General features: G+C 65.6%; 27 protein-coding genes and 1 tRNA gene. 20 read left to right on the plus strand and 8 right to left on the minus strand.

Annotated elements, in window-relative coordinates:
- Positions 1–112 precede the first annotated feature (112 nt).
- A complete protein-coding gene (locus ABD301_RS20230; protein WP_344311802.1) occupies positions 113–1,813 on the minus strand; it encodes an FAD-dependent oxidoreductase in 1,701 nt (566 codons plus the stop codon).
- A gap of 130 nt (positions 1,814–1,943) precedes the next feature.
- On the opposite strand from ABD301_RS20230, the gene efeU reads away from it, so the two are divergent.
- The 7 genes from efeU (at position 1,944) to ABD301_RS20265 (ending at position 8,058) form a co-directional block, all read left to right on the plus strand.
- Positions 1,944–2,804 (plus strand): iron uptake transporter permease EfeU, encoded by an 861-nt coding sequence (efeU, locus tag ABD301_RS20235; RefSeq protein WP_344311804.1) that lies wholly within the window; start codon positions 1,944–1,946, stop codon positions 2,802–2,804.
- A 35-nt stretch (positions 2,805–2,839) separates the two neighbouring features.
- Positions 2,840–4,009 (plus strand): iron uptake system protein EfeO, encoded by a 1,170-nt coding sequence (gene efeO / locus ABD301_RS20240; protein WP_344311806.1) that lies wholly within the window; start codon positions 2,840–2,842, stop codon positions 4,007–4,009.
- Entirely contained in the window at positions 3,996–5,276 is a 1,281-nt protein-coding gene (gene efeB, locus ABD301_RS20245) for an iron uptake transporter deferrochelatase/peroxidase subunit (protein ID WP_344311807.1), read from the plus strand. Before efeO ends, efeB begins: the two co-directional genes overlap by 14 nt.
- A gap of 56 nt (positions 5,277–5,332) precedes the next feature.
- Positions 5,333–6,058: a TetR/AcrR family transcriptional regulator gene (locus ABD301_RS20250; RefSeq protein ID WP_344311808.1), complete on the plus strand. Its 726-nt coding sequence runs from the start codon at positions 5,333–5,335 to the stop codon at positions 6,056–6,058.
- Positions 6,059–6,129: 71 nt separating this feature from the next.
- On the plus strand, positions 6,130–6,885 hold the full coding sequence (locus ABD301_RS20255; RefSeq protein ID WP_344311809.1) for a GAF domain-containing protein: 756 nt from the start codon (positions 6,130–6,132) through the stop codon (positions 6,883–6,885).
- Between the two features lie 67 nt (positions 6,886–6,952).
- Positions 6,953–7,126 (plus strand): hypothetical protein, encoded by a 174-nt coding sequence (locus tag ABD301_RS20260; RefSeq protein WP_344311810.1) that lies wholly within the window; start codon positions 6,953–6,955, stop codon positions 7,124–7,126.
- Positions 7,123–8,058 (plus strand): MerR family transcriptional regulator, encoded by a 936-nt coding sequence (locus ABD301_RS20265; protein ID WP_344311811.1) that lies wholly within the window; start codon positions 7,123–7,125, stop codon positions 8,056–8,058. The genes ABD301_RS20260 and ABD301_RS20265 overlap by 4 nt, the downstream gene beginning before the upstream one ends.
- Before the next feature lie 22 nt (positions 8,059–8,080).
- On the opposite strand, the gene ABD301_RS20270 is transcribed toward ABD301_RS20265, so the two are convergent.
- On the minus strand, positions 8,081–8,263 hold the full coding sequence (locus ABD301_RS20270) for a hypothetical protein (RefSeq protein WP_344311812.1): 183 nt from the start codon (positions 8,261–8,263) through the stop codon (positions 8,081–8,083).
- 167 nt (positions 8,264–8,430) lie between these two features.
- Between ABD301_RS20270 and ABD301_RS20275 the strand changes: the two genes are divergently transcribed.
- Both ABD301_RS20275 and ABD301_RS20280 read left to right on the plus strand, forming a co-directional pair.
- Entirely contained in the window at positions 8,431–8,853 is a 423-nt protein-coding gene (locus ABD301_RS20275) for a PPOX class F420-dependent oxidoreductase (protein WP_344311813.1), read from the plus strand.
- Positions 8,854–9,071: 218 nt separating this feature from the next.
- Positions 9,072–9,911, plus strand: a complete 840-nt coding sequence (locus tag ABD301_RS20280) for a spermidine synthase (RefSeq protein WP_344311814.1) — start codon at positions 9,072–9,074, stop codon at positions 9,909–9,911.
- 230 nt (positions 9,912–10,141) lie between these two features.
- On the opposite strand, the gene ABD301_RS20285 is transcribed toward ABD301_RS20280, so the two are convergent.
- A complete protein-coding gene (locus ABD301_RS20285) occupies positions 10,142–10,798 on the minus strand; it encodes a nitroreductase family protein (RefSeq protein WP_425551965.1) in 657 nt (218 codons plus the stop codon).
- A gap of 92 nt (positions 10,799–10,890) precedes the next feature.
- On the opposite strand from ABD301_RS20285, the gene ABD301_RS20290 reads away from it, so the two are divergent.
- Both ABD301_RS20290 and purU read left to right on the plus strand, forming a co-directional pair.
- The gene (locus ABD301_RS20290) at positions 10,891–11,451 is read left to right on the plus strand and encodes a YqgE/AlgH family protein (protein WP_344311816.1); all 561 of its coding nucleotides are present in this window, start codon (positions 10,891–10,893) and stop codon (positions 11,449–11,451) included.
- Between the two features lie 21 nt (positions 11,452–11,472).
- Complete coding sequence (purU, locus tag ABD301_RS20295) at positions 11,473–12,333, plus strand: formyltetrahydrofolate deformylase (protein ID WP_344311817.1); 861 nt, start codon at positions 11,473–11,475, stop codon at positions 12,331–12,333.
- On the opposite strand, the gene ABD301_RS20300 is transcribed toward purU, so the two are convergent.
- On the minus strand, positions 12,330–12,650 hold the full coding sequence (locus ABD301_RS20300; RefSeq protein WP_344311818.1) for a YkvA family protein: 321 nt from the start codon (positions 12,648–12,650) through the stop codon (positions 12,330–12,332). The two genes, purU and ABD301_RS20300, sit on opposite strands and share 4 nt — an antisense overlap.
- Positions 12,651–12,686: 36 nt before the next feature.
- A complete protein-coding gene (locus tag ABD301_RS20305; RefSeq protein WP_344311819.1) occupies positions 12,687–13,445 on the minus strand; it encodes an SDR family NAD(P)-dependent oxidoreductase in 759 nt (252 codons plus the stop codon).
- 119 nt (positions 13,446–13,564) lie between these two features.
- Between ABD301_RS20305 and ABD301_RS20310 the strand changes: the two genes are divergently transcribed.
- The 4 genes from ABD301_RS20310 to ABD301_RS20325 all read left to right on the plus strand — a co-directional run bounded on the left by ABD301_RS20310 (position 13,565) and on the right by ABD301_RS20325 (position 16,190).
- Positions 13,565–13,637 (plus strand) — tRNA-Ala (locus ABD301_RS20310).
- Between the two features lie 83 nt (positions 13,638–13,720).
- Entirely contained in the window at positions 13,721–14,311 is a 591-nt protein-coding gene (locus tag ABD301_RS20315; RefSeq protein ID WP_344311821.1) for a DUF5753 domain-containing protein, read from the plus strand.
- A gap of 15 nt (positions 14,312–14,326) precedes the next feature.
- Positions 14,327–14,614, plus strand: coding sequence for a DUF397 domain-containing protein (locus ABD301_RS20320; RefSeq protein WP_344311822.1), 288 nt, complete (start codon positions 14,327–14,329; stop codon positions 14,612–14,614).
- 637 nt (positions 14,615–15,251) lie between these two features.
- Positions 15,252–16,190: a cyclase family protein gene (locus ABD301_RS20325; protein ID WP_344311823.1), complete on the plus strand. Its 939-nt coding sequence runs from the start codon at positions 15,252–15,254 to the stop codon at positions 16,188–16,190.
- Positions 16,191–16,269: 79 nt separating this feature from the next.
- Here ABD301_RS20325 and ABD301_RS20330 read toward each other — a convergent pair whose 3' ends face one another.
- Positions 16,270–17,001 carry a COG4705 family protein gene (locus ABD301_RS20330; protein WP_344311825.1) on the minus strand — a complete coding sequence of 244 codons (732 nt, stop codon included), beginning with the start codon at positions 16,999–17,001 and terminating at the stop codon, positions 16,270–16,272.
- A 358-nt stretch (positions 17,002–17,359) separates the two neighbouring features.
- Here ABD301_RS20330 and ABD301_RS20335 point away from each other — a divergent pair, with 358 nt between their 5' ends.
- From ABD301_RS20335 to ABD301_RS20345, 3 genes are read left to right on the plus strand one after another with little or no spacing between them, the layout of a single operon-like run.
- Positions 17,360–19,003, plus strand: a complete 1,644-nt coding sequence (locus tag ABD301_RS20335; RefSeq protein WP_344311826.1) for an alkaline phosphatase family protein — start codon at positions 17,360–17,362, stop codon at positions 19,001–19,003.
- Between the two features lie 8 nt (positions 19,004–19,011).
- The gene (locus ABD301_RS20340) at positions 19,012–19,134 is read left to right on the plus strand and encodes a hypothetical protein (RefSeq protein WP_344311827.1); all 123 of its coding nucleotides are present in this window, start codon (positions 19,012–19,014) and stop codon (positions 19,132–19,134) included.
- Positions 19,131–19,262: a hypothetical protein gene (locus ABD301_RS20345; RefSeq protein WP_344311828.1), complete on the plus strand. Its 132-nt coding sequence runs from the start codon at positions 19,131–19,133 to the stop codon at positions 19,260–19,262. The genes ABD301_RS20340 and ABD301_RS20345 overlap by 4 nt, the downstream gene beginning before the upstream one ends.
- A gap of 60 nt (positions 19,263–19,322) precedes the next feature.
- Here ABD301_RS20345 and ABD301_RS20350 read toward each other — a convergent pair whose 3' ends face one another.
- A complete protein-coding gene (locus tag ABD301_RS20350; RefSeq protein ID WP_486320494.1) occupies positions 19,323–19,850 on the minus strand; it encodes an Rv0361 family membrane protein in 528 nt (175 codons plus the stop codon).
- A 412-nt stretch (positions 19,851–20,262) separates the two neighbouring features.
- On the opposite strand from ABD301_RS20350, the gene ABD301_RS20355 reads away from it, so the two are divergent.
- Together ABD301_RS20355 and ABD301_RS20360 are read left to right on the plus strand one after the other, a co-directional pair.
- A complete protein-coding gene (locus tag ABD301_RS20355; protein WP_344311830.1) occupies positions 20,263–22,479 on the plus strand; it encodes an NADP-dependent isocitrate dehydrogenase in 2,217 nt (738 codons plus the stop codon).
- Positions 22,480–22,847: 368 nt separating this feature from the next.
- Positions 22,848–23,969: a serine hydrolase domain-containing protein gene (locus ABD301_RS20360; RefSeq protein WP_344311832.1), complete on the plus strand. Its 1,122-nt coding sequence runs from the start codon at positions 22,848–22,850 to the stop codon at positions 23,967–23,969.
- 72 nt (positions 23,970–24,041) lie between these two features.
- Here the strand turns inward: ABD301_RS20360 and ABD301_RS20365 are convergent, their stop codons facing one another.
- Complete coding sequence (locus tag ABD301_RS20365; protein WP_344311834.1) at positions 24,042–24,482, minus strand: hypothetical protein; 441 nt, start codon at positions 24,480–24,482, stop codon at positions 24,042–24,044.
- Positions 24,483–24,488 lie beyond the last annotated feature (6 nt).

The following is a 24,488-nucleotide window of genomic DNA, read 5'->3' on the forward strand; positions in this document are numbered from 1 at the left end:
TGAAAGTTGACCTCAGGCGTCCCATGGGTCACCATGGCGCGAATGCAACGAAAATGGGACAAAAGCGAGCCGTACCGTTACATTCGGCGAGCAGTGGGGGGAGGGGTGAGGGTCAGTGAGGGAGCAGGGCGGCCGGGGCGCCGGCTGGTACGGCCGGGGATTTTGGGGATATCGCGGGAATTCGGGTGTAAGAAGTGCCCTGGGCGGGGCGTGGGTCGGGGTCGCCGAGGTTGGGCCACATGGAGAAAGCGCGTTCGGCTTGGGCGGTGATGGTCAGCGAGGGGTTGACGCCGAGGTTTGCGGTGATCGCTGAACCGTCCACAATAGACAGTGTGGGGTAGCCGAAAGCACGTTGGTACGGGTCGATGACGCCTTCTTCGGCGGTTTGGCCGATGGGGCAGCCGCCGATGAAGTGGGCGGTCAGCGGGATGTTGAAAAGCTCGCCCCAGGTGCCGCCGGCTTGGCCGTCCATGTGTTCGGCGGCTAGTTCGGTGGCTTTGTACGCGGCTGGGATGAAGGCTGGGTTGGGTTTGCCGTGGCCTTGCCGGGAGGTCATCCGACGGCCGAGTAGGCCGCGTTTGGTGAACGTTGTCAACGAATTGTCGACGCTTTGCATCACCAGCAGGATGACCGTGCGTTCGCTCCACCGTCGTACCGAAAATGACCGGAGTGATTTTATTGGTTGCTTGCCGAGGAAACTGAGGAATTGTCTCCACCGCGGCACTGCGGAGTCGCCGTCGGTGGCGAGAGTTTGCAGCAGGCCCATCGCGTTGCTGCCAGGGCCGTAGCGGACCGGTTCGATGTGCGTGTGGTCGTCAGGATGGATGGACGAGGTGATCGCCACTCCAGTGGAGAAGTTCTCGCCGGGGTCCACAGTGGACCTGTTGGCGCCGGTGATGGATTCGGAGTTGGTACGCGTCAACTCGCCGAGTCGAGGTGACAGCTTGCCGAGGGTGCCCGAGTCGCGCATCTTGTGCAGCAGTTGCTGCGTGCCCCAGGTGCCGGCGGCGAGCACGACCTGGCCGGCGGTGAAAGTACGGCGGTCGACGCGCAGCTTGGAGCCCGTACGCTTCACCTCGATCACCCAGGAACCGTCCGGCTGCGGCTGCAGCGAGGTCACCGTGGTGAGCGGCATGACCTGCGCGCCGGCCTGCTCGGCCAGGTAGAGGTAGTTCTTGACCAGCGTGTTCTTCGCGCCCACCCGGCAGCCGGTCATGCAGGAACCGCACTCGGTGCAGCCGGTACGGGCCGGGCCGACGCCGCCGAAGTACGGATCGGCGGCCGGCTCGCCGGGTTTGCCGAAGAAGACGCCGACCGGGGTCGGGTGATACGACTCGGCGACGCCGAGGTCGGCGGCGACCTTGCGCAGGACCTTGTCGGACGGCGTCACGGTCGGGTTGGTGACCACGCCCAGCATCCGGCTGGCCTGCCCGTAGTGCGGCGCGAGCTCGGTCTCCCAGTCGGTGATGTGCGCCCACTGCGGGTCCTTATAGAAGGGCTTAAGTGGGCGGTAGAGCGTGTTGGCGTAGACCAGCGAGCCGCCGCCCACGCCAGCGCCGGCGAGCACCATGACGTTGTTGAGCAAGTGGATGCGCTGGATGCCGTAAAGCCCCAAATGTGGCGCAAATACATAACTGCGGAGATTCCATGACGTACGTACGAAATCATCGTCGGCGAACCGGCGGCCGGCCTCGGCGACCGCGACCCGGTAGCCCTTCTCGGTCAGCCGTAGGGCCGCGACGCTGCCGCCGAAGCCCGATCCGACCACGAAAACATCGAAGTGGTGACGTTTGTTACTCGTCAGTTGGGGCATCTGTGCAGATTATGCTGGCCAGGCCGTTCACACCAGCGCTGAAAGCGCCAATACCGTCCGAGGGGCGAGTTGGGAATCCGCTAAGGGAGTCCTATCCTAAGGCAGGCTTGCCTTGCCTTAGGAGGTGCCAATGCTGCCTACGTTTGTGATTGGCCTGCGGGAAGGCCTCGAAGCGTCCCTGATCGTCGGCATCATCGCCGCGTTCCTCGCGCAACGGGGCCGACGCGACGCCTTGCGGATGGTCTGGCTCGGGGTCGGGACCGCGGTGGTGATCTGCATCGGGATCGGCGTGGGCCTGCAGGTGCTGACCGCCGAGCTGCCGCAACAACAGCAGGAAGGCCTGGAAACCATCATCGGCGTAGCCGCTGTGGTGATGGTCACCTACATGGTCGTCTGGATGCGCAGACATTCCCGCGACCTCAAGGGGCAACTGGAAGGCTCTGCCGGCGCCGCACTCGCGGCCGGGTCTGCCTGGGCGCTGGTCGGGATGGCATTCCTCGCGGTGCTCAGGGAAGGGTTCGAGACCGCGGTGTTCTTGTTGGCCGCGTTTCAGGCCAGCGGTACGGCCGTCGCCGGCAGTATTGGCGCGGTGCTGGGGATCGCGGTCGCCGTGGTGCTCGGCTACTTCATCTATCGCGGTGGCGTGAGGCTGAATCTCAGCAAGTTCTTCCGCGTCACCGGCCTGGTGCTGGTGTTGGTCGCGGCCGGCCTCGTGGTCAGCGCGCTGCACACCGCGCACGAAGCCGGTTGGCTCAACTTCGGCCAGCTACAAGTCGTTGACCTGAGCTGGTTGGTCGGGCCGGGCACCATCCAGGCCTCATTGCTCACCGGCATGCTCGGCGTGCAGCCGCGGCCGGTCGTGATCGAAGTGATCGGCTGGCTGGTCTACTTCATCCCGGTCGGCCTTTATGTCGCATGGCCAGCCAAGAAGCCCCTCAAACCGGCCGGAAATCCGGTCACCGCGGCGAATCCGTCCGCCACCAACGCATAACTGTCCCGATTTTGTTCAATCCAGGAGAAAACCAGATGCACACATCCGCCGCCGGTACCCCGTTCGTGCGTACGGCCGCATTGGCTGTCGCCGTCGCCAGCGTCCTTGGCGCGGCAGGCTGCGGGCAGGGAGCGACCCCAGCTGGCAGCGGCGGGTCGACGAACACCGTCAAGGTCACCCTGACCGATGACGCGTGCAAGCCCGACAAGGCCAGCGTGGCGGCCGGTTCGTACGTTTTCTCGATCACCAACCAGAACTCGGCCAAGGCGAGCGAGGTGGAATTGCGTGACGGTGAGCGGATCCTGGGAGAGAAAGAGAATCTGACTCCGGGCCTGGCTGGTCAATTCACCTTGGAGTTGGCGGCTGGCGAATACAATCTTTACTGCCCAGGAGCCAAAACTGACACGACAAAATTCTCCGTGACGGGGACCGGCAAGTCCGCCGCGGCTGGCGACGCGACCACGGCCCAGCTGTTGAAGACGGCCACCACGCAGTATGCGAGCTATATCAAGACCGAGGTTGGCGCGCTGGTGACCTCGACCAAACCGTTTGTCGCCGCCGTGCAGGCCGGAAACGTGGCCCAGGCGAAGCAGTTGTACGCGCCGGCCCGGGTGCATTACGAGCGGGTCGAGCCGGTCGCGGAGAGCTTCGCGGACCTGGACCCGGACATCGACGCCCGCGAAAATGACGTGCCACCGGCTAAGTGGAGCGGTTTCCACAAGATCGAGCAGGCGCTGTACGCGAAGAACACCACCGCCGGAATGGCGCCGGTAGCGGCGAAACTGCTCGCCGACGTACAGAAACTCAACACCCTGGTGCAAACCGAGACCTATCAGCCGGCGCAGTTGGCCAATGGTGCGGCGGATCTGCTCGGCGAGGTTTCCAAGAGCAAGATCACGGGTGAGGAAGAGCGTTATTCGCATATCGACCTGGTCGACTTCCGGGCCAATGTGGATGGTGCGGAGCAGGCGTACGCGCCGCTGGTGCCGGCTTTGAAGCGCACCGACCCGACCCTGGCCGCGACTGTGACTTCTCGTTTCGCCGCGGTGGACGCGTTGCTTGCGAAGTACACCGATCCGGCCGCGCCGGGCGGTTACAAGCTCTACACCCAGCTGACCCAGGCGGACACCCGGGCACTCGCGCAGGCGGTCGACTCGCTGGCTGAGGCCGAATCGAAGGTGGCGGGCAAAGTTGTCGGAAAGTAAGGAAAACCCAGCGGAAAGCTCAGCAAAACCGCGGCTCAGCAGGCGCGGGTTGCTCGGTGCGGTGGTCGGCGGCGGGGTAGTGGTCGGCGGCGGCGGTTTCGCCCTCGGCCACTCCCTGAGCTCGTCGGCAGCGGAGGCCGCCAACAGCGGTTCACCGGATATTCCGTTCTATGCGCAGCATCAGGGCGGCATCGCTACCCCGGCGCAGGACCGGCTGGCTTTCGCCGCTTTCGACATGACCAGTACGAGCCGTGACGATCTGCGCGACCTGCTGCTGACCTGGACACAGGCGGCCGCGAAAATGACCGCCGGTCAGCCGGTCGGCCCGACCGAGACGCAGCCCGAGGTGCCTCCGGTGGATACCGGCGAGGCGCTCGGCCTCGCGGCCGGTGGGCTGACCATCACCATCGGCTTCGGGCCTTCGCTGTTCGACCAGCGTTTTGGCTTGGCGAGCAAGAAGCCGGCCATTCTCACGCCGTTGCCGGCGCTGCCCGGCGACGAGCTGCAGCCGGAAATCAGCAACGGTGACATCGGCGTGCAGGCCTGCGCGGACGATCCGCAGGTCGCCTTCCACGCGATCCGCAACTTCGCCCGGCTGGCGCGCGGGGTGGCCGTGCTGCGCTGGTCGCAGCTCGGCTTCGGTCGTACGTCCACCACCAGCAACAGCCAGGCCACGCCCCGAAACCTGATGGGTTTCAAGGACGGCACCAACAACATCAAGCTGGAGGACACCAGCGCGCTCGCCGACTTTGTGTTTGTGGGCAACGAAGGTGACCAGGCATGGATGCGTGGCGGCAGCTATCTGGTCACCCGCCGGATCCGGATGCACATCGAGTCCTGGGATCGCGACCGGCTGGGTGATCAGGAAGCGGTTTTCGGTCGTACGAAGACATCCGGGGCGCCGTTGACCGGGAAATCCGAATTCGACACGGTCAATCTGACCGCCAAGGGTTCGGACGGACAGACGGTTATTCCCGCTGACGCGCACATCCGGCTGGCCGGGCCGGCATCCAATGGTGGGCTGAAGATCCTGCGGCGCGGGTATTCCTACACCGACGGAATCGATCCGCGTACGGGCGAGCTGGATGCGGGGCTTTTCTTTATCGCGTACCAGAAAGATCCGCACAAGCAGTTCGTACCCATTCAAACGCGGCTGGGTTCCAGCGATGCGTTGAATGAGTACATCACGCATACGTCAAGCGCGTTGTTCGCCTGCCCTCCCGGAGCGTCGACCTCCAAGCCCTGGGGCGCTGACTTGCTGCGATAACTGGTGGTCCTGCTCGCTCTGGGTACGCTGTACGCGCGTACGTCGAGGAGGATGCGATGCCGGGCAAGCCAGTCGTCTCCGTGTGGGCCCGACCGGAGCGGGCCGGCCGCGGACCGCGGCCCGGGCTGAGCCGAGCGGAGATCGTCGTGGTGGCGATCCGGATCGCGGACACCGAGGGCTTGGACGCGGTCTCGATGCGCAGGGTGGCCGGCGAGCTGGGCTCCGGCACGATGTCGCTCTATCGGTACGTGCAGAGCCGGGACGAGCTGGTTGAGCTGATGTTCGACGAGGTCCAGGGCGAGCAGCAGCTGCCAGCTGAGCCGACCGGAGACTGGCGCGCCGACCTGAAGGCGCTTGCCCTGCAGGGCAGGATGGTGGCGCTGCGGCACCGGTGGCTGCCCGATTTGTTCGTAGCTCGACCGTCCGTTGGCCCGAAGTCCTTATGGCTGATGAATTTCGGCTTGTCCGCTATGGATAGCCTTGGGCTCGATATCGACACCGTGATGGGTTTGGTCGGCACGGTGAACGCCTTCGTCCGCGGGTTTGTCCAGGCCGAGCTGGCGGAGACCGAGGCGGTGCGGCGGACCGGGCTGACGGAGGAAGAATGGCACGCGGCGATGGGGCCGTACATGCAGCAGGTGCTCGAGTCCGGCCGTTATCCAGCGCTGGCCAGGGTGGTGCGGGACTCCGATGACCACCCGGATCTCGACAAGGCCTTCCAGGCCGGTGTCGATCTCGTCCTCGACGGAGTCACGCTCGCGATCGAGCGTCACTCTCGGTAGTGAAAACTGTGACGTGATGTGACTAGACTGGCCAAAGTGGTGTACTCTCTGTACATGCGAGGCGACGTAGAGTGACTGGCTGGTTGCGAAGGAACTGGCTCACCCTGCTGCTCACCATTGTGGGCGTCGGGGCGGCTGCTGGCGCCTTCGTCATCGGCATCCAGGCCGGCGCCGCGCAAGGCATCCGGCAACTCCTGCTGATCGCCGCTGGCAGCGCGCTGACCGGCCTCGGCATCGTGCTCGCGGCCGTGGAGAGCTTCCGTCGAGAACGGGCCAAGCGCAGCGCCGAGCAGGTCGCCCAAGCGGCCGAAGAGAGCCTCATGCTGACGCTGAACGGCGCCATGGCGCCGATCACGAGCTACCTCGGCGAACTGGCCGTGACCAGGGACAAGTCCACTCGCCGGCTGCTGGTCGGACAGGTCCTGCAGGCCGCCGTGGACGCGGCCGTACGGCTGACCACGCCGAACGCGCGCAGTACTTATTACGAGTACGACCCGGCGCACAACGTGCTGAACCGGGTGGTCTGGGGCGGCCGGTCCAGCATGCCGCGAGCCCAGTTCGTCACCGGCACCGCGGACGGCGACCTGGTCATCGGGCTGGTCCGCAGCGGCGAGATGGTCTTCATCAGGGACATCGAGGCCGAGACCAGCGTGCTGCCGCGTACGGACGGCTACCGCACCCTGATCGCGGTCACCGTGACCGCCGGTTCCCAGCGGCTCGGGCTGCTGACGGTCGACTCGCCGGTGCCCGGCGATCTGACCGAGATCGACAAGGAGCTGGTCCGCGTACTGGGAAACCTGCTGGCCGGCGGCATCGCCCAGGTGTGAGACAGACCCTCGCGTGGACCGCTCGTACGCGTTAGACTCGTGGATCGGGTGCGAGGGGGCAGAGGCGATGGTCCGCGAGAAAGTTTCCCAGGAGTCCGGCAGACGCTGGATCCGGGGTGAGTTGCCAGCTACGGAGTATTTCCGCCGTGCGAAGAGCGTGGCGCGGGAGACCGCCAAGAAGACCGTCGAAGCCCGCATCGAACGCGCCGCCAAACTCTCCCTCGCCGCCTTCTGGAAGTGACCGCAGAGCCTCACGTTCTCTACACGATCGGGGAGCTGGCTCGGCGGACTGGACTTTCGGTGCGGGCGATCCGGTTCTATTCCGATGAGGGCTTGGTGGCGCCGACCGACCGGACTTCCGCTGGTTACCGCCGCTATGACGTCACCGCGATGGCGCAGCTGGATCTGGTGCGTACGCTGCGCGAACTCGGCATCGACCTGGACACCATCCGGGGGCTGCTCGCCGGCGAGCGGACCGTGGGCGAGGTGGCCGCGGCGCACGCCGAGGCGCTGGACGTACAGATCCGTACGCTGCGTTTGCGCCGTGCTGTGCTGCGTTCGGTGGCCGCCCGGGGGTCAGCACCCGAGGAGCTCAAACTCATGCACAAGCTGGCCCGGCTGTCCGAAGCCGAGCGCAACCGGATCCTGACCGACTTCATCGACGAGGTTTCCGGGGTGGCGCCCGGTTCGGATTTCGAGACGATGCTGCGTACGGTCACGCCGGATCTTCCCGACGACCCGACCTCCGAGCAGGTGGACGCTTGGATCGAATTTGTCGACCTGGTGTCGGACTCGGACTTTCGCAGTCGCATCAAGGGAATGTTCGAACGCAGCGCCAGCGAGCCACCGCAGGCGTGGGCGGTTACTGAATGGCGGGAAACATTCATGCCGGCGATCACTCTCGCCCAGCAGGCGATAGTGGACGTCGTCGTACCGGAGTCACCCGAAGCCCAGCCGCGGTTGTCGGCGATCGTGGCGAGCCTTGCCGAGGCGGCCAACAAGCGCGACACGACCGAGTTCCGGGCCGGCCTGGTCGACCAGCTCGCGTCCGGCACCGACGCGCGCGCTGAGCGTTACTGGCAGCTGCTCGCCATCATTCGCGGCCAGATGCCGTGGCCGGCGACCACGCCGGCCACCCAGTGGATCATCGATGCCCTCCGCCATCGAAGGTAACGAACAGGTTCGCAAAACTGAGTTACCTTCGAGCTGACTCGTTGGGGTTGAGGCAGCCGCGAACGAAGTCCAGCAGCGCGGCCTCGGAGGTGAACGAGGACTCGGCTCCGGACGGGACGTGCTCCACCACCCCGCGCAGGCCGCCGGCCGGGTCAGTATTCGGCCCTTCCGGCGGCCTCCACAGTCGTACGACGAACGTCTGCATGGGCCGAAAGTTACTGGGTCCTCTGTCGGTGGCCTTAACGTGTGCCGCCATTTCCCGCGCCGCTTTCGCTCGGTTTCGGCCTTGGATCCGCTGATTACCGGTAAAACGAGGACGAAAACTGCACCCGAACGGGCATTTTCTCGAGGGCTCGTGAGTTGGAGGAAGTCATGAGCGATGACGCGTTGAAACGGCTGTTGGGCGAGCTGCACCGCGGAGTGTTGGTGACGTTGAAGCGGGACGGGCGGCCTCAGCTGTCCAACGTCTCGTACGCGTACGACCCGGAGACCAACCTGATCCGGATCTCGGTGACCGACGGGCGGGCCAAGACCGCGAACCTGCGCCGCGACCCGCGGGCGAGTTTCCACGTCACCAGCGCGGACTTCTGGTCCTTCGCGGTGGCCGACGGCGACGCCGAGCTGTCCGCAGTGGCCGCCGACCCGCACGACGCCGCGGTCGACGAGCTGGTCGAGGTCTATAAGGCCATCGCTGGCGAGCACTCGGACTGGGACGAATACCGGGCTGCCATGGTCGCCGACAAGCGGCTCGTCATCCGGATCCCGGTCAGCCACCTCTACGGGCAGGCTTCCTGAGCCGTCCCTCGATGAACCGCCGACTCGGCCGACGGTTCATCGAGGGCAGCGGCTACAGCAGGTAGTACGTAGGCCTTGGTCCGCGCCTGGATTCCGCGGACCTGGTTCGCGTAGGCGCTGGTTGCGGACGCGTAATGCTCGCCGTTCACGACGGTGTTGCCTGCGGGCAACCGATGCCGCCGTTCGGCCGTTCGTACCGACCTGGGAGTGTGCTGATCGTGACCGCCACCCGTGGCCGCGGCGCCGCCGATTCGGCCCGCCAACCTGGCACGTACCCGACCGACAACGGCACCGCCGAACTGTCCAAGGACCTCGACGTGCCGGACGGCTGGTTGCTGCGGCTGGACGGCGTCCCGAACTCGTACGTCGACCTGGATGATCCGACCCGGCTGGAGTTCGAGTACGTGCAGTGGATCGGCGACGTGCTGGACAGCCTCGCCGGCGAGGGCGAGCCGCTGGACACTGTGCATCTGGGCGGCGGCGGCTTCACGCTGCCGCGCTATGTGGCCGCGACGCGGCGGGCGTCGATGCAGGTGGTGTTCGAGTACGACGAGCGGCTGGTCGAGCTGGCCCGCAAGGTGCTCGGCCTGCGCACCACCCCGCGGTTGCGGGTCCGGGTCACCGACGCCCGGCACGGCCTGTCCCGGCTCGGTGACGCCCGGTATGACGTGGTCATCCGGGACGCTTTCGTCGGCGAGCAGGTGCCGGCGCACCTGACCACCGTCGAGTTCGCCGCCGAGGTCCGCCGGGTGCTGCGCGCGGACGGCACCTACGTCTGCAATACCGCCGACCGGCCGCCGCTGCCGCAACTGCGCCGCGAGGTGGCCACCCTGCACGCCGTGTTCCGGCACGTCCTGGTCATCACCGAACCGTCGGTGCTGCGCGGCCGCCGCTATGGCAACCTCGTCCTGGTCGCCTCGAACGCGCCGCTGCCGGAACAGGCGATCGTCCGCCGAGCCGCCCGCGGCGCCGTCGCCGGCCGGGTCCTGGACACCGACCGTGCGCTGGAACTGGCCGGCACCGCCACCATCCTCACCGACCCCCGCGAGCCAGCCTGAACAGAGCTGCACAATCGGATTCCGATTGTGCAGGTCTACCTAGGGTGCGGCGCGAAACTGTCGTACCGTCGTGAAATTTTGAGCCCCCGCCCTTTCAGAAGGGTGGGGGGTGGGTGGCGGGTTTTTATTACGTAAGTTGACGCGCGCGCGAGATAAGCGCGCGCTCAACCCCGCCAGATCTGCACAATCGGATTCCGATTGTGCAGAGCTGGCGCACTCAAAAAAGGGATCTACCAGCGGTCGCGGTGGATGAAGGTCTCGGCGGGCTCGCGCTTGGCCGGCTTGAACGTGTCGCCCGTGAAGTACGCGGTGGGCAGCAGAACGCCGGTGAAGACGTGGGACGGCAGCCCGAGCAGTTCGTTCACCTCTTTCTCGTACGAGAGGTGCAGGGTCGTCCACGCCGTCCCCAGCCCGCGGGCCCGGGCCGCCAGCGCGTACGACCAGGCGGCCGGCAGCAGCGAGCCCCACAGCGGTGCCTGGTTGCCGGCCGGCAGCTCCCCGCCCGGCACGTGGATCGCCGGCAGCACCAGCACCGGCACCTCGTGCATGTAGTCGGCGAGGAACCGCGCGCTGTCGCCGACTCGCTTCTGCTGCTCGATGCGGGCGTCGTCGCCAGCGTAGAGCTCCTCGGCCGGCTTGCCGGCTTCGGCGTACGCGTACCACGCCTTCTTGTAGTAGCCGCCAATCGCGGCACGCTGCTCAGCGTCGGTCACCACCAGCCAATGCCAGCCCTGGCTGTTCGAGCCGGTCGGCGCCTGCAGCGCGACCTCGACGCACTCGGTGATCAGCTCCGCCGGCACCGGCCGGGTCAGGTCCAAGCGCTTGCGCACACTGCGGGTCGTGCTGAGAAGTTCGTCCGGGGACAGATCAATAGTCATGGTTCCCATCCTCGCCTTCTGGCGCCGATTTGTAAGGCTGGGGCGGGTTCATTCGTCGGCCCGCAGGACAGGGAGCGCTGTCGCAGGGCATGATCTGGACCATGGCGGACAGACAGCTGACAGGACGGCTGCTGGTCGCTACGCCGGACCTGAAAGATCCCCATTTCGAGCGTACGGTCGTGCTGCTGGTCGCCCACGAACCGGGCGGCACCTTGGGGGTCGTGCTGAACCGCGCGACCGAGGTTCCGGTCGCAGACGTGCTCGACAAATGGGCGCCACTGGTCGGCGACCCGGCGGTGCTTTTCGAGGGCGGCCCGGTCCAACCCGACGCGGCGATCTGCCTGGCGTTGGCGAATCCCGGCGGGTCCCCGTCCGACGGCTGGACCCGGATCGACGGTCCGGTCGGCACCGTCGACCTGTCGTGCGATCCGGAGGAGCTGGCGCGGGGCGTCCGGCAGCTGCGGGTTTTCTCCGGTTATGCCGGCTGGGAGCCCGGCCAGTTGGAACGGGAGATCGGGGAGGGCTCCTGGTTCGTCCTGGACACCCTCCCCGGCGACGCTTTCGTCGATGCCCCTGACGACCTTTGGTCGATGGTCCTGCGCCGGCAGGGCGGCATCATGGCCGCGGTCTCCGTCTACCCGTCGGATCCCACCCTGAACTGAGGCCCGTCGTACGGTAGGTCCGTGCATCGCGGACGAAGGTACGTGCTGACCCTGTCCTGTCCCGACCGTGTCGGCGTGATCGCCGAGGTGGCTGGCCTGCTGGCCGGTCACGGCGGTTGGATCCTGGAGGCGAGCCACCACTCGGACGCCGAGTCGGGCCGGTTCTTCATGCGCCAGGAGGTAAAGGCGGATTCGCTGCCGTTCGACGCGGACGGGCTTCGCCAGGCTTTCGAGCCGGTGGCCGCCAGGTTTGAGATGGACTGGCAGGTCACCGACACCGGTGTGCCGAAGAAGATGGTCGTGCTGGTCAGCAAGCAGGAGCACTGCCTCTACGATCTGCTGGCGCGGTGGCACTCCGCCGAATTGGAGGTCGACCTGGCAGCGGTGATCAGCAACCACGACGTGCTGCGTGGCGTCGTCGAGTGGCACGGCGCGCCGTACCATCAGCTGCCAGTCGACCCCGACAACAAGGCCCAGCATTTCGACGAAATCGGGGCGCTGCTGGGGAAAATCCAACCAGACTGTGTTGTGCTGGCCCGCTACATGCAGGTGCTCCCGGAGTGGCTCTGCCGCGAGTACGCGGGTCGGATCATCAACATCCACCACAGTTTCCTGCCATCGTTCGCCGGCGCCCGGCCCTATCACCAGGCGTACGAGCGCGGGGTGAAGCTGATCGGCGCGACCTGCCACTACGTGACCGCCGACCTGGACGCCGGCCCGATCATCGAGCAGGACGTCGTACGCATCGACCATTCCGACTCGCCGGAGGACTATGTCCGCTACGGCAAGGACGTGGAGCGCACGGTGCTGGCCCGGGGCGTACGCCTGCACCTGGAGGATCGCGTCCTGCGCAACGGCAACCGCACGGTCGTGTTCGACTAAGAGCGTCGGGTGGGCAGCGCCACCGGCAGCTCGGCGGGCCGGTCGGCGAGTTTCTTCGCGCAATGCCCGATATACGCGAGGGCGCCGACCATCACCGCGATGTCGTCCAGGTAGATCGGGTCGGGGAGCAGGTCGAGCGGGAAAATCGCGTACGCGATGGACGCGAAGAACGTGATTTTCGCCGAGATCGGCATGCCGGGCTGGGTGATCGTCCGGTATTTCCTGATCATCTTGAAGACGAGCCAGATCACGATCGCGCAGGTCGCCAGCACGGCGACAGCGAGAACCGACAGCCCCACCCAATCCCAGGTCGACATTTGGCCCCCTCGTACGAACTATAACGCCGGCGGTCTCTACAGCTGCTGATCCGTCGGCCGTACCAGGATCTCGTTGATCGCCACGTGATCCGGCTGGCTGACCGCGTAGACGACCGCGTTCGCGATGTCCTCGGAGGTCAGCGTCCGCATGTTCGCGGCGCGCTCGACGGCCACCTTCTTGGCGGCCGGGTCCGTGATGTGGTCCCGCAGCTCGGTGTCGACCGCGCCCGGCTCGATCAGGGTGACTCGTACGCCCCGCTCGGTGACTTCCTGGCGGAGCGACTCGGAGAAGGCGTTCACGGCCCATTTGCTGGCGTTGTACGCCCCGCTCCCCATGCGCGCCGTCCGGCCGGCGACCGACGACATCTGGATGAGGTGCCCTTTTCGCTCCAGCAGATGCGGCAGCGCGGCGTGCGTGAGGAACATCAGGCCGAGCACGTTCGTGTTGATCATCCGGGTCCAGTCGGTGGTGTCCGCGCCGACGATCTTGCCGAGCAACATCAGCCCGGCGTTGTTGACCAGGATGTCCAGCCCGCCCAGCTCCTGCACCACACGTCGTACGGCCGCTCGGTCGGCTTCCTCGTCGGTCACGTCCAACTCCACTGCCAACACCGTCGTACCGCCCGCGCGCAGCTTGTCCGCCAGCACGGCCAACCGGTCCGCCCGCCGCGCCGCGATCGCCACCGTCGCCCCGGCCGCGGCCAGCGCCTGCGCGGTGGCCGCCCCGATCCCAGACGAGGCGCCAGTCACCAGCGCCACCTTCCCCGTCAGATCCGCCGAAGTCGTACCAGTCACCACATGTCCTCTCGCCGCCCTGATTCCCTGCCAGCCATCCTGCCGCCCCTCCCGTCGAAGCAGCGCAGGGCACCATGTAAAGTTCCCTCTTGCGTGTCCGGGCAGGTGAAGCCGGAGATGGGGCTGTGGCGCAGCTGGTAGCGCACCACACTGGCAGTGTGGGGGTCAGGGGTTCGAGTCCCCTCAGCTCCACGGGTAAAGGGTTCTTGACTATCGGTATATCCGCTAGTCGGGGGCCCTTTTCTGTTTCTTGTTGATCATGGAATTTGTCCATCGTGACAGTTAGCAATGCTTACGTCCGATTTTGGGAGGCGATCGATAGGGGGTCACGCCCGGCCGACGACCTACGGCAGTATGAGTCGGAGTTAGTCCCTGGACTTCTACAAACTCCCGAGTACGCCGAAGCAGTGATTCGTACTCCTGGTGGAACTGATGAAGACACCGATGTCAGCCGACGAGTAGCTATGCGGCAGGACGGGCAGCGGCTGCTCACTCGTAGGGACCCGGTACCGCCGATTTATGAGGTAGCGATCAGCGAAACTGTGCTACATCGTGTAGTCGGCGGTCCGGCTGTGATGGCTGAGCAGTTACGCAGGATTAATGACCTGTCTGACCGGCTGGAGCACGTGACCGTGCGCATTCTGCCCTTCTCAGCTGGTGCCCATGGTGGTGCTATGGCCGGTTCGAGTGTGTCAATGCGTTTCCCGGATGCCGATGACCCTGACAGTGTGTTTGTTGAAGGTCTGACCGGCGCGCTTTACCTACGTAAGCCGAAGGAACTGGAGCGATACGAGACGGCTTTTGCTGACATCTTCGCCAGAGGCTTGGACGTAGATGCTTCCCGTGAGTTGATCAAACACAGCTAAGGAGCTGGATACATCATGATCAAGTGGCGCAAGTCGAGCCGCAGCGGCAACCAAGGCAACTGTGTAGAAGTCGGCAACACAGACGCTGAGACGCTCGTCAGGGACACGAAGCAGCATGGCAACGGTCCCGGGTGCTGGCGTTCAAACCAGAAGCCTGGAAAGCCTTCCTGGAGTCCCTCAACAGGTAGCCCGCCAGGCAGTAAACACCCCCAGTGGCCAGTGAGCTGCTGGGGGTGTTGTTCGTGTGTGCTTAGCCGACGTGACCAGTCAGTACATTTATCGCAGAAGCGATCTGGAACATGATGTACGCCGCGTAAATCGCAGCTACCGCACCAATACACGCGAAGACGGCAGCAGCGGTAGCCGCTACGGCGATGTAGATGATCAAGCCTCTGCTGTCGTCATGCGGGACGTACGGAAACTGGCTCATCGGTCCCACCCGTCCTTAAGCTCATCCGCCCACGCTGTGAGGTCACTGATCCGCTTCTCAGCTGCCTCTAGCTGGTTAAGTGCCTGGTCACAGCGGTACGCGACGTACAGCATGCCTCCGCATCCCAGCACGAGTATGGCGCCGATGACGCCAAGTAACCTGGTTTCCATCTCGAATCCCCCCTAAAGGGGAACTTCGAGACGGGATACGTGGACGCACAGCACCGCGGTCGCCGCCGGCAACCCCAGGCTGGAGGTCTGGGCCTCGTCGACCACCACGGTGTTCTCCGGAGGCGTCGCCACGATGTCGTCGGTTCCGTCCGCCAGCGAATGTTTTGGACACCAAGGAGGGGCGCTTCACTGCTCATCGGGGATGATCAGCAGCTGTTCCGCCGGATGATGTCCCGGCTGGGCTCGGGAGAATCGTCGGCGCTCTGGGTGCGTATTGTCATGGGTGTGCCTCGAAATCGCGGGACCGGAAGGGCGGTGCTGGATGGCGGTGGGGAGAACGATGCCCACGCGGGACGATGTGCTCGGGTATTTCGAGACGCTGTCGAACTGGGGGCGGTGGGGCGACGACGATGAGCTCGGCACTCTGAACCACATCACCGACGACGTCCGGCTGGCAGGGGCGCGGGCCGTGCGCCATGGCAGGAGCGTGTCGTGCGCGTGGGACGTTGCCGTACCGCGAGACATGGAGCGGTCGACGACGACGTGCCCCTGCGCCGCCGACATGCCGGCTGCCGCGGACATGCCGCTGCCCGGATTCCGCGACGACCGGCGCTGGGGGTTTTCGTCCGAGCGGCTCGGCATCACGTTCCACGGCAACACCGTCACCCACGTCGACTCGCCGTGCCACATCCTCTGGGACGCCAGGATGTACAACGGGCGGTCGCACTCGTTGGTCGACGCCGAGACGGGATCAGCGTGGGCGGCCGTCACGGCGGCGGCGAACGGGATTGTCACGCGTGGTGTCCTGCTGGACATTGCCAGGGTCCGCGATGTGCCGTGGTTGGAGCCGGGGCAGGGTGTGTTTCCCGACGATCTCGAGGAGGCCGAGCGTCGCCAGGGTGTACGGGTGCGCTCAGGCGACGCGGTGCTGCTGCGGACCGGCTATGGCCGCGTACGGCACGAGACCGGTGTGGCCAGCGGTTTCACGCAGGCCGGCTGGCATGCGTCCTGCCTGCCGTGGCTGCATGAACGTCAGGTCGCACTGATCGGCGCTGACACCGCGCAGGACGTTCAGCCGTCGGGGTACGACGACGTGTTGATGCCGGTGCACGCCGTGAGCCTGGTCGCGATGGGTCTGTGGCTGCTCGACAACTGCGACCTGGAGATGTGCGCGACGACCGCCGCCGAACTCGGCCAGTGGGACTTCCACCTTGCGGTCGCGCCGGTCCGCTTCGCCGGCACCTCCGGCAGCCCGGTCAACCCGATCGCCACATTTTGACCGCGCGGCGACCGCCTCGACCAGCTGACTGATCCCGGGCCAGCCACATGCCGAACCACTGCCTGGCTTTTCTGTTGCCTTAGGCGGTCGCGGTGACGTCTTTTTTCGTCTTGGTGAGATAGACGACCACGCCCAGAATGGTGACGAGGAAGATCGCGCTGGTGGCGACAGTACCCAACCCCAGCCCGCCATCCTCGCGGGCCTGGGAGAGCAGATCACCCAGGGAAGCGCCGAGCGGGCGGGTGAGCACGTACGCAATCCAGAAGGCCAGTACCGCTCCGAGCTTCAGTTTGGCATGGGCCAGCGCGACGATTCCGATGAGTCCAGCGAAAATCAGTGCGGAGGGCAGGTATCCCATGGCTAGCTGTTCGGCCAGCAGGTCGCCGGCCGCGGTGCCCAGAGCGAAGGTGAACAGGATCGCCACCCAATAAAAGACTTCGCGGCGGTAGGTATAGATCGTGTGGATAGAAAGGGTTTTCTCGCTCGCGTACCAAACTGCGAACGTTGCGGCGAGAACGCAGGCAAAGATAATGGTGGTCGTGGTGAGGCTGACGCCGAAGTTGTCCGTCAGGTTGTCGGTGACCAGGGTGCCGACAATGCTGATCAGGACGACCGCAAGCCAGTAGATCGCCGGCACGTACTTGCGCACCCGGAACTGGAAGACCAACACCATGACCAGCGCTGCCCCGATCGCGTACGTGGTGCCCGTCAGCCCCAGGCTGAGAGTGGTGTTCAGGAAATCCGCGGCGGTTTCTCCGACGGTGGTCGCGAGGATCTTCACGATCCAGAAATAAAGTGTGATTTCTGGCACTTTGTTTAGAATTGTTCTTGTACGGAGAGAAGTGGACGGCGACTGATAATTCGTGGTCATTTGTCGCAGGCTAGTGACTGCGCGATTAGCGCCCAGGCAGTCGAAGGTTAGCGCCTGGTAAAACTGGCGGTCGACAGTTCAGTGAACCGCCACGACAGTAAGGTGACGGTTAACGGACGGTAAGTTGAGCTGCTCGATCTGCCCTTTGCGGGAAAGGTAAAAACACGTTGTGAGAATGCTGGCCACTTCAACCGAAGGCGTTCACGGTCAGTTCCTGTCGGCGTTGCGGTGCGGCCTTGTCGGCGGTGCGTAATTACGCTGCCCATCGCTCATCGGGATTGTCTCCAGGAGGAAAGCCGTGGCACGTTCGTTCCGGATCGGGGCGGCGATCAGCATCGGACTGCTCGGTTGCGCGCTGGTCGCCCCAACCGCTTTTGGCTCCGTCGAGCAGAAGTCCGCGCCATCCCGGCAGGTCCTGATCCTGTCGGTGGACGGGCTGCATCAATCCGATCTTTCGTGGTACGTCGGGCATCACCCGAAATCCGCGCTCGCGGCCCTGGTCGATCGCGGGGTCGAGTACACGCACGCGCGTACGCCGGTGCCGTCGGACTCGTTTCCTGGCCTGGTCGGCCAGTTCACCGGCGGAAATCCGGATAGCACGGGCATCTATTACGACGATTCGTACAATGCCGCGCTGCTGCCGGCGGGCACCACCGTCTGCGCTGGGAAGAAGCCTGGTGCTCAGGTCGACCTGACCGAAGACCTGGACCTGAACAAGGCATCGGTGGACGCCGGCGAGGGTTTGAGCGGGCTGCCTGCGAACATCCTGAAGATGACCGCGAATCCGCGGTCACTCATCAACCCGGCGTTGTTGCCAGTCGACCCGACCACGTGCAAACCCGTTTACCCGCACCAGTATCTCAAGGTGAACACGGTGTTCGAGGTCGCCCGCAAAGCCGGCCTGCGGACCGCGTGGTCGGACAAGCACCCCGCGTACGAGATACTGAACGGGCCGTCCGGTGTTGGCATACAGGACCTTTTCACACCGGAAATCAACAGTCAGGCGGCCGGCTTGCCAGCCGGCGCCGACTGGACAACCAACAACACCAAAACCCGCCAATACGACGGTTACAAGGTCCAGGCCGTCCTCAACGAAATAGCCGGCTACGACCACAGTCGTACCGTCCGGGTCGGCACTCCCGCCGTCTTCGGGATGAACTTCCAGGCGGTCTCGACCGCACAGAAGCTACCGTCCTCCGACGGCCTACCGGGCGGCTACCTCCCTGGCGGGGCAACTCCCGGGCCGCTGCTTGCCGCCGCACTGGACTTCGTCGACCAATCGGTCGGCGCGATGCTCGCCGGTATTGCCCAGCGCCACCTCACCAACAGCACAACGGTCATCCTGTCGGCCAAACACGGCCAGTCTCCGACCGATCCGACGACGTTGACACGCATCAACGATGGCAAACTGCTCGACGGGTTGAACGCGGCGTGGAAGAGGGCTCACCCTGCTGCCGACGATCTGGTCGCGCACTCCGTCGACGACGATGCGATGCTTCTGTGGTTGACCGACCGGTCCGCCGCGGCGACCTCCTTCGCCCGTACGTACCTGCTGGCCCAGTCCGGCACAGGGACCGACAGCATGGGCGCGAGCAGGGCGTTCGTCCACTCCGGACTGTCCACCGTGTACGCCGGCCGCGCGGCCGCGGCCTTCTACCGGGTACGCCCCGGCGACCCGCGGGTGCCCGACCTGTTCGGGGTCGTCCAACACGGTGTCGTCTACACCGGAGGGAAATCCAAGATCGCTGAGCACGGTGGAGCCGATCCGCAGGACCGGGACGTAGCGCTCATCGTCGCCGACCCAAACCAGTGGCACCGCGTTGTCAGTGCGGTGGTGTCGACGATCCAGATCGCCCCGACCACGCTGCGCACGCTCGGCCTCGATCCGGACGCGCTCCAGGCCGTACGCCAGGACCACACCCAGGCACTGCCTCGACATTAGACCAGCCGATGAGAAAGCCAGCCGCGTACGCCGAGGCGTTCCGCAAGCTTGGCATCCGCTCACGAAGCGAGCTGACGGCCGAAGAACTCTGGAATTCTCCCGGGGCACCGGGGCCGCGCTGGCTGCCATGATCGAGGAGTTACCCGGGTCGGAAACCGGCGCAGCCACGATCGTGCACGCCGGCGTACGAGCCACCGCCGCCGACGATGGCGCCTCGGTCACCGTTGTGCTCGCGCCAACCGTGTCTGGCCGAGAGTGATCGCACTGCCAGCGGGCACCGCCTCGGGCGCCGGCCAAAGCCAGCGCGGTCGCCGTCGGCTTATTGTGTGCAGTACTTCCACTCGCCGTTCTCTTTGACGACTGTCGCGACGATGGTTGCCGGGTCGGGTTTGCTACTGGAGTGACCGGTCACGGACGCGGTTGCCGTGTCGCCGACCACCTGTATGTCGGATATCGAGTCGACGGTGAGGGACAACAGCTTCTTGCGGTCGTTGTCCTGCGGTCCCAGCGTGTCGAAGTATGTCCTGAGCTTTGCGCCGAGGGAACTGCAACTGTTCTGAACGATGTTGTCGATATTGGTAGTGGCCACAGAGGTGTAAAACGCGCGGATCGCGATGCTGACCTTCTCCTGGTCCGACACGAACAACGCACCGCATCCGGTGGTCGCGAGCATCGCGAGACAGAGCGCACCCACCAGAGTCACCTTCAGACTGGAACTGGGCCTGGGACTCGAGCTTGTGTACGGCGGTCGCCTGAGAGCAGCTTCCGTGACAGTTTTCGCCCCGTGGATGTCGTTCACGGCCTGGGTCCTTTCTCGGGTTTGGCAAACGGGTACGGACCCGCCCACAGTCCGGCGAGGTCGATGTCGGACAAGTCAACCCAAGGTCGCCGGCCACCGTGGGCCAGGTGACCGCCCCGTTCCCGAAAAGCGCTCTACAGGCCTCCACTGACCAGGGGGTATGGCTCGCCGAGAGAGGACACTGAGCGGACCCAGAGTGGACGAGTACGGACCTATCTGGTGTCCGGTGGTCCTGGCCGGAGCATCGCACTTCGCGAAACACGCCACGACCCTCGCCGCTGGCGTATCGCCGCGCGTTTCGTGCCCGTACGACTTCCGTCGGCTAGCCTGCGCGCGGACCGGTCACGTCGGGTATCCCACCTATCCGGGGATGGCCGGTGTCCGCGGGTTAGCGTGGTAGCCGGGAGGCACCGCGCCCCGTCCACATCCGCTACGAGTCACAGGTAGGGCCACCGCAACGATGAAGATCATCTACACCTATACCGACGAGGCGCCGGCGCTCGCAACGCACTCTTTTCTGCCGATCATCGAGGCGTACGCAGGCAAGACCGGCGTCGACGTCGAGACCCGCGACATCTCGCTGGCGGCCCGCGTGCTGGCGCACTTCCCCGACCTGTTGACCGACGAGCAGCGGGTGCCCGACTCGCTCGCAGAGCTGGGCGAGCTGGCCAAGACTCCCGCGGCCAACATTATCAAGCTGCCCAACGTCAGCGCCTCGATTCCCCAGCTCAAGGCCGTGATCAAGGAGCTGCAGGGGGCTGGCTACGCGGTACCGGACTATCCCGAGGACCCCAGCACCGACGCTGAGCGGGCCGCGCGTTCCGCGTACGACTCGGTCAAGGGCAGCGCGGTCAACCCGGTGCTGCGCGAGGGCAACTCGGACCGCCGCGCGCCCGCGTCGGTGAAGCAGTACGCCCGCAACCACCCGCATTCGATGGGCAAGTGGTCCACCGAGTCGGCCTCGCACGTGTCCACCATGAGCGACGGCGACTTCCGCCACTCCGAGACCTCGGTGACCGTCCACGACGCCGCTGAGCTGCGCATCGAGCACGCTGCGCCCGACGGCACTGTGACCGTCCTCAAGCCGTCCCTGCCGGTGCTGGCCGGCGAGATCGTGGACGCCGCGGTACTGAGCAAAAGCGCGCTCGAGAGTTTCCTCGCCGAGCAGGTTGCGGACGCCAAGGCCAAGGGTGTGCTGTTCTCGGTGCACCTCAAGGCCACGATGATGAAGGTCTCCGACCCGATCATCTTCGGGCACGCGGTGCGGCAGTATTTCGCCGACGTGTTCGCCGAGTACGGCGCGGACCTGGCCTCGGTGGGCGCTGACCCCAACGACGGCCTGGCCAGCGTGCTCACCGCATTGACCAAACTCCCGGCGGACAAGCGGGAGGCCATCGAGGCGGCCATCACCGCTGCGTACGGTACCGGCCCAGCGCTTGCCATGGTCGACTCGGACCGCGGCATCACCAACCTGCACGTTCCCAGCGACATCATCATCGACGCATCCATGCCGGCCGCGATCCGTTCGTCCGGGCAGATGTGGAACGCTGACAACCAGCAGCAGGACGCCAAGTTCGTCATCCCGGACTCGTCGTACGCTCCGCTGTACGCCGAGACCGTCGACTTCTGCCGCGAGCACGGCGCGTTCGACCCGGCCACCATGGGCACCACGCCGAACGTCGGGCTGATGGCGCAGAAGGCCGAGGAATATGGCAGCCACGACAAGACGTTCGAGATCGCCGCACCGGGCACCGTACGCGTGGTGGACACCGCCACCGGCGACGTGCTGCTGTCCCACCAGGTCGAGACCGGCGACATCTGGCGGGCCTGCCAGACCAAGGACGCCCCGGTCCGCAACTGGGTCGAGCTGGCCGTTTCCCGGGCCCGCGCCACCGGTGCCCCTGCCGTGTTCTGGCTGGACGAGACCCGTGGCCACGACGCCGAGGTGCTTCGGAAAGTACGCGCGCAGCTGGCCGAGCTGGACACCGACGGACTGACCATCGAGATCCTGCCGGTCGACGAGGCCACCCGCTACACCCTGGCCAGGGCCAAGGCCGGGCAGGACACCATCTCGGTCACCGGGAACGTGCTGCGGGACTACCTCACCGACCTGTTCCCGATCATGGAGCTGGGCACCAGCGCCAAGATGCTCTCGATCGTGCCGCTGATGAACGGCGGCGGGCTGTTCGAGACCGGCGCCGGCGGCTCGGCGCCCAAGCACGTCCAGCAGCTGGTCAAGGAGAACCATCTGCGCTGGGACTCGCTCGGTGAGTTCCTCGCGCTCGCCGTGTCACTGGAGTTCCTGGCCACCTCCGACGACAACCCAGGCGCGGCGGTGCTGGGCAAGGCCCTCGATGACGCCACCGGCAAGCTGCTGGAGAACGGCCAGTCGCCGTCCCGGCGGGTCGGTGAGCTGGACAACCGGGGCAGCCACTTCTACCTGGCGCTTTACTGGGCGCAGGCGCTTGCCGCGCAGACCGTCGATGCTGGGCTGGCGAAGGTGTTCGGTCCGCTCGCTGAGCGGCTGGCGGCCGACCAGGAGAAGATCGTCGGCGAGCTGAACGGCGTACAAGGCCACTCCGTCGACCTGGGCGGCTACTACTACGTCGACAAGGCCAAAACCGACGAGATCATGCGGCCAAGTCCGACCCTGAACGCGGCGATCGCGCAGTTCTGAGGACGGGCCGTCCCGGCGGCCAGAGTTGCCGCCGGGACGGCGCAACCAGGAGCCACGGACCTCGGCGAGCTGGGCTGTCGGCCGCAAGTCGTTAGAGGAGTTCGACTTCGACCACGCCTGCGGCCTCAAGGGGCCCGTCGAGATGGGGACTCCGTTGGCGAGGTCGCCTCGACACGTACGCCTGCGTGCTGGCGGACGGTGTCACAGCTGAGTGGGGATAATCCTACCGACAACTGGGGGAATGCCGTGTTGCGCCGTATCTTCGGCTGGCCCAGGCTTTCTGGGAGAAAGAACACCGCGTGAACGGGAGCAAACGACATTCCATGAAGCGAATGATCAGAACGATTTTATTTGCTACTGCTGGATTTTTGACAATTGGCGCGATTGTGGTGCCTGCGGCGCAGGCCGGGACCAGGCTCGACCCGGCCGCGTTGGCCAAGGCCATTGAGATCGTGCCAGTCGACCACGCCGCCGGTGACCTCGCCAGGGTCGTCTCGGGTGCGGATAGCTGGCAGGGAACCGACGGTGATTTGCAGACCGGCCAAGCTATTGCGCCGAATGCGCATTTCCGGATCGGCAGCGTCGCGAAGTCGTTCGAGGCGACCATCGCACTGCAACTGGTCGCCGAGCACCGGATCGACCTGGAACAGACCGTCGAACACTATCTGCCCGGACTGCTGACCAAACCCTTCCGGGTGGTCACCGTACGACAGGTTTTGACGATGACCAGCGGCCTGCCCGAGGTTGGCGGACCGTCGGTCACGATCGACCAGCTCATCGCGAACCGCTTCGACTACCAGTTGTTCGACGAGATCATCCAGCAATCGCTGCGCCCCAAGAAAAGTGTCTGGCCCGGGCCACGGTTTCCGGCCGGCACCCGGCAGTCGTACAACTCGCTGGACTACCGCGTGGTCGGCGCGTTGGTCGAGAAGGTGACCGGCAAGCCGTACCCGGCGGTGCTCCGCGAGCGGATCGTGCGCCCGTTGTCGCTGACGCAGACCGCGGCGCCAGGCGTCGGCCCGCGGCTGCCGGTGCCGTATCTGCACGGCTACCTGACCAACAGCAAAGGGCAGGTCGTGGACGTCAGCGAGCAGAATGGCAACCCGTCGAGCATGTACTCCACGACCACGGATTTGGACCGGTTCGTGACGGCGCTTTTCCGTGGCGATCTACTGCCCGCGGCACAGAATCAAGTGATGTTCAGCCCGCCGCGCGACGCGAACGGCAACCTCCTGCCGTACCAGGGAGCTGGCAACTGCAACACCGGTCTGGACGCTGGAAAAGCTTGCCTGGGCATGGGCGTTGGCAGCCTCACCCTGCCGAACGGCACAGTTCTGTGGGGAAAGACCGGCGAGGACATGGGATATTCCAGCGGTGTCTTCGCGACCCGTGACCTCAGTGAGCGTGGCGAGTACGCGGTGGCCGAGACGACCACCAACGACCCGATGACCGTCCCACGGCGGCTGCTCGCGGCCGCTTTCAGCAACTAACTCCGAAATTGCTCGGCTGCCGACCGAGAGCCGACAGCTAGCTCGGCACGAATGTGTGGTTGGTGATCCCGGTCAGCGGCGGCTGGTGGCCAGGATGATGAGGAACTGCCCGCCGCCTGCCTCGATGGTGGCGGTCACCGGCAGCCCTGGTACCAGTCGGGAGAACCGGTCCACCAGCCAATCCGCCGCATCTTGGGCGTCGTGCTTGGTCGGGCAACGGGCCACCATCTCGCGGCCCCCCTTGCGCTCCAGCCTCCCGGCAACGGTGATCAGCGGCGCGGGTTCGACCACCCGCAGACGGTCCGGCCAGGCGATGACCACCTTGACCGCGCCCTTGCGGGTGTTACACCCGCGGTGCGCGAGGCGCTCGGCGACCTTGGCCTTGCGGTCGGCGGTCCGGCTGTCGACGCTGGGACCCCGCGGGTCGTTCACCGCCATGTCGGGGTCGACCGGTTCGTCGCACACCCAGCACCGCCCGCCGTCACGCTCGGCCACATCATCAAGGAGACTCACCCGAGC

The organism is Fodinicola feengrottensis (assembly GCF_039530045.1).
Lineage (GTDB): Bacteria > Actinomycetota > Actinomycetes > Mycobacteriales > HKI-0501 > Fodinicola > Fodinicola feengrottensis.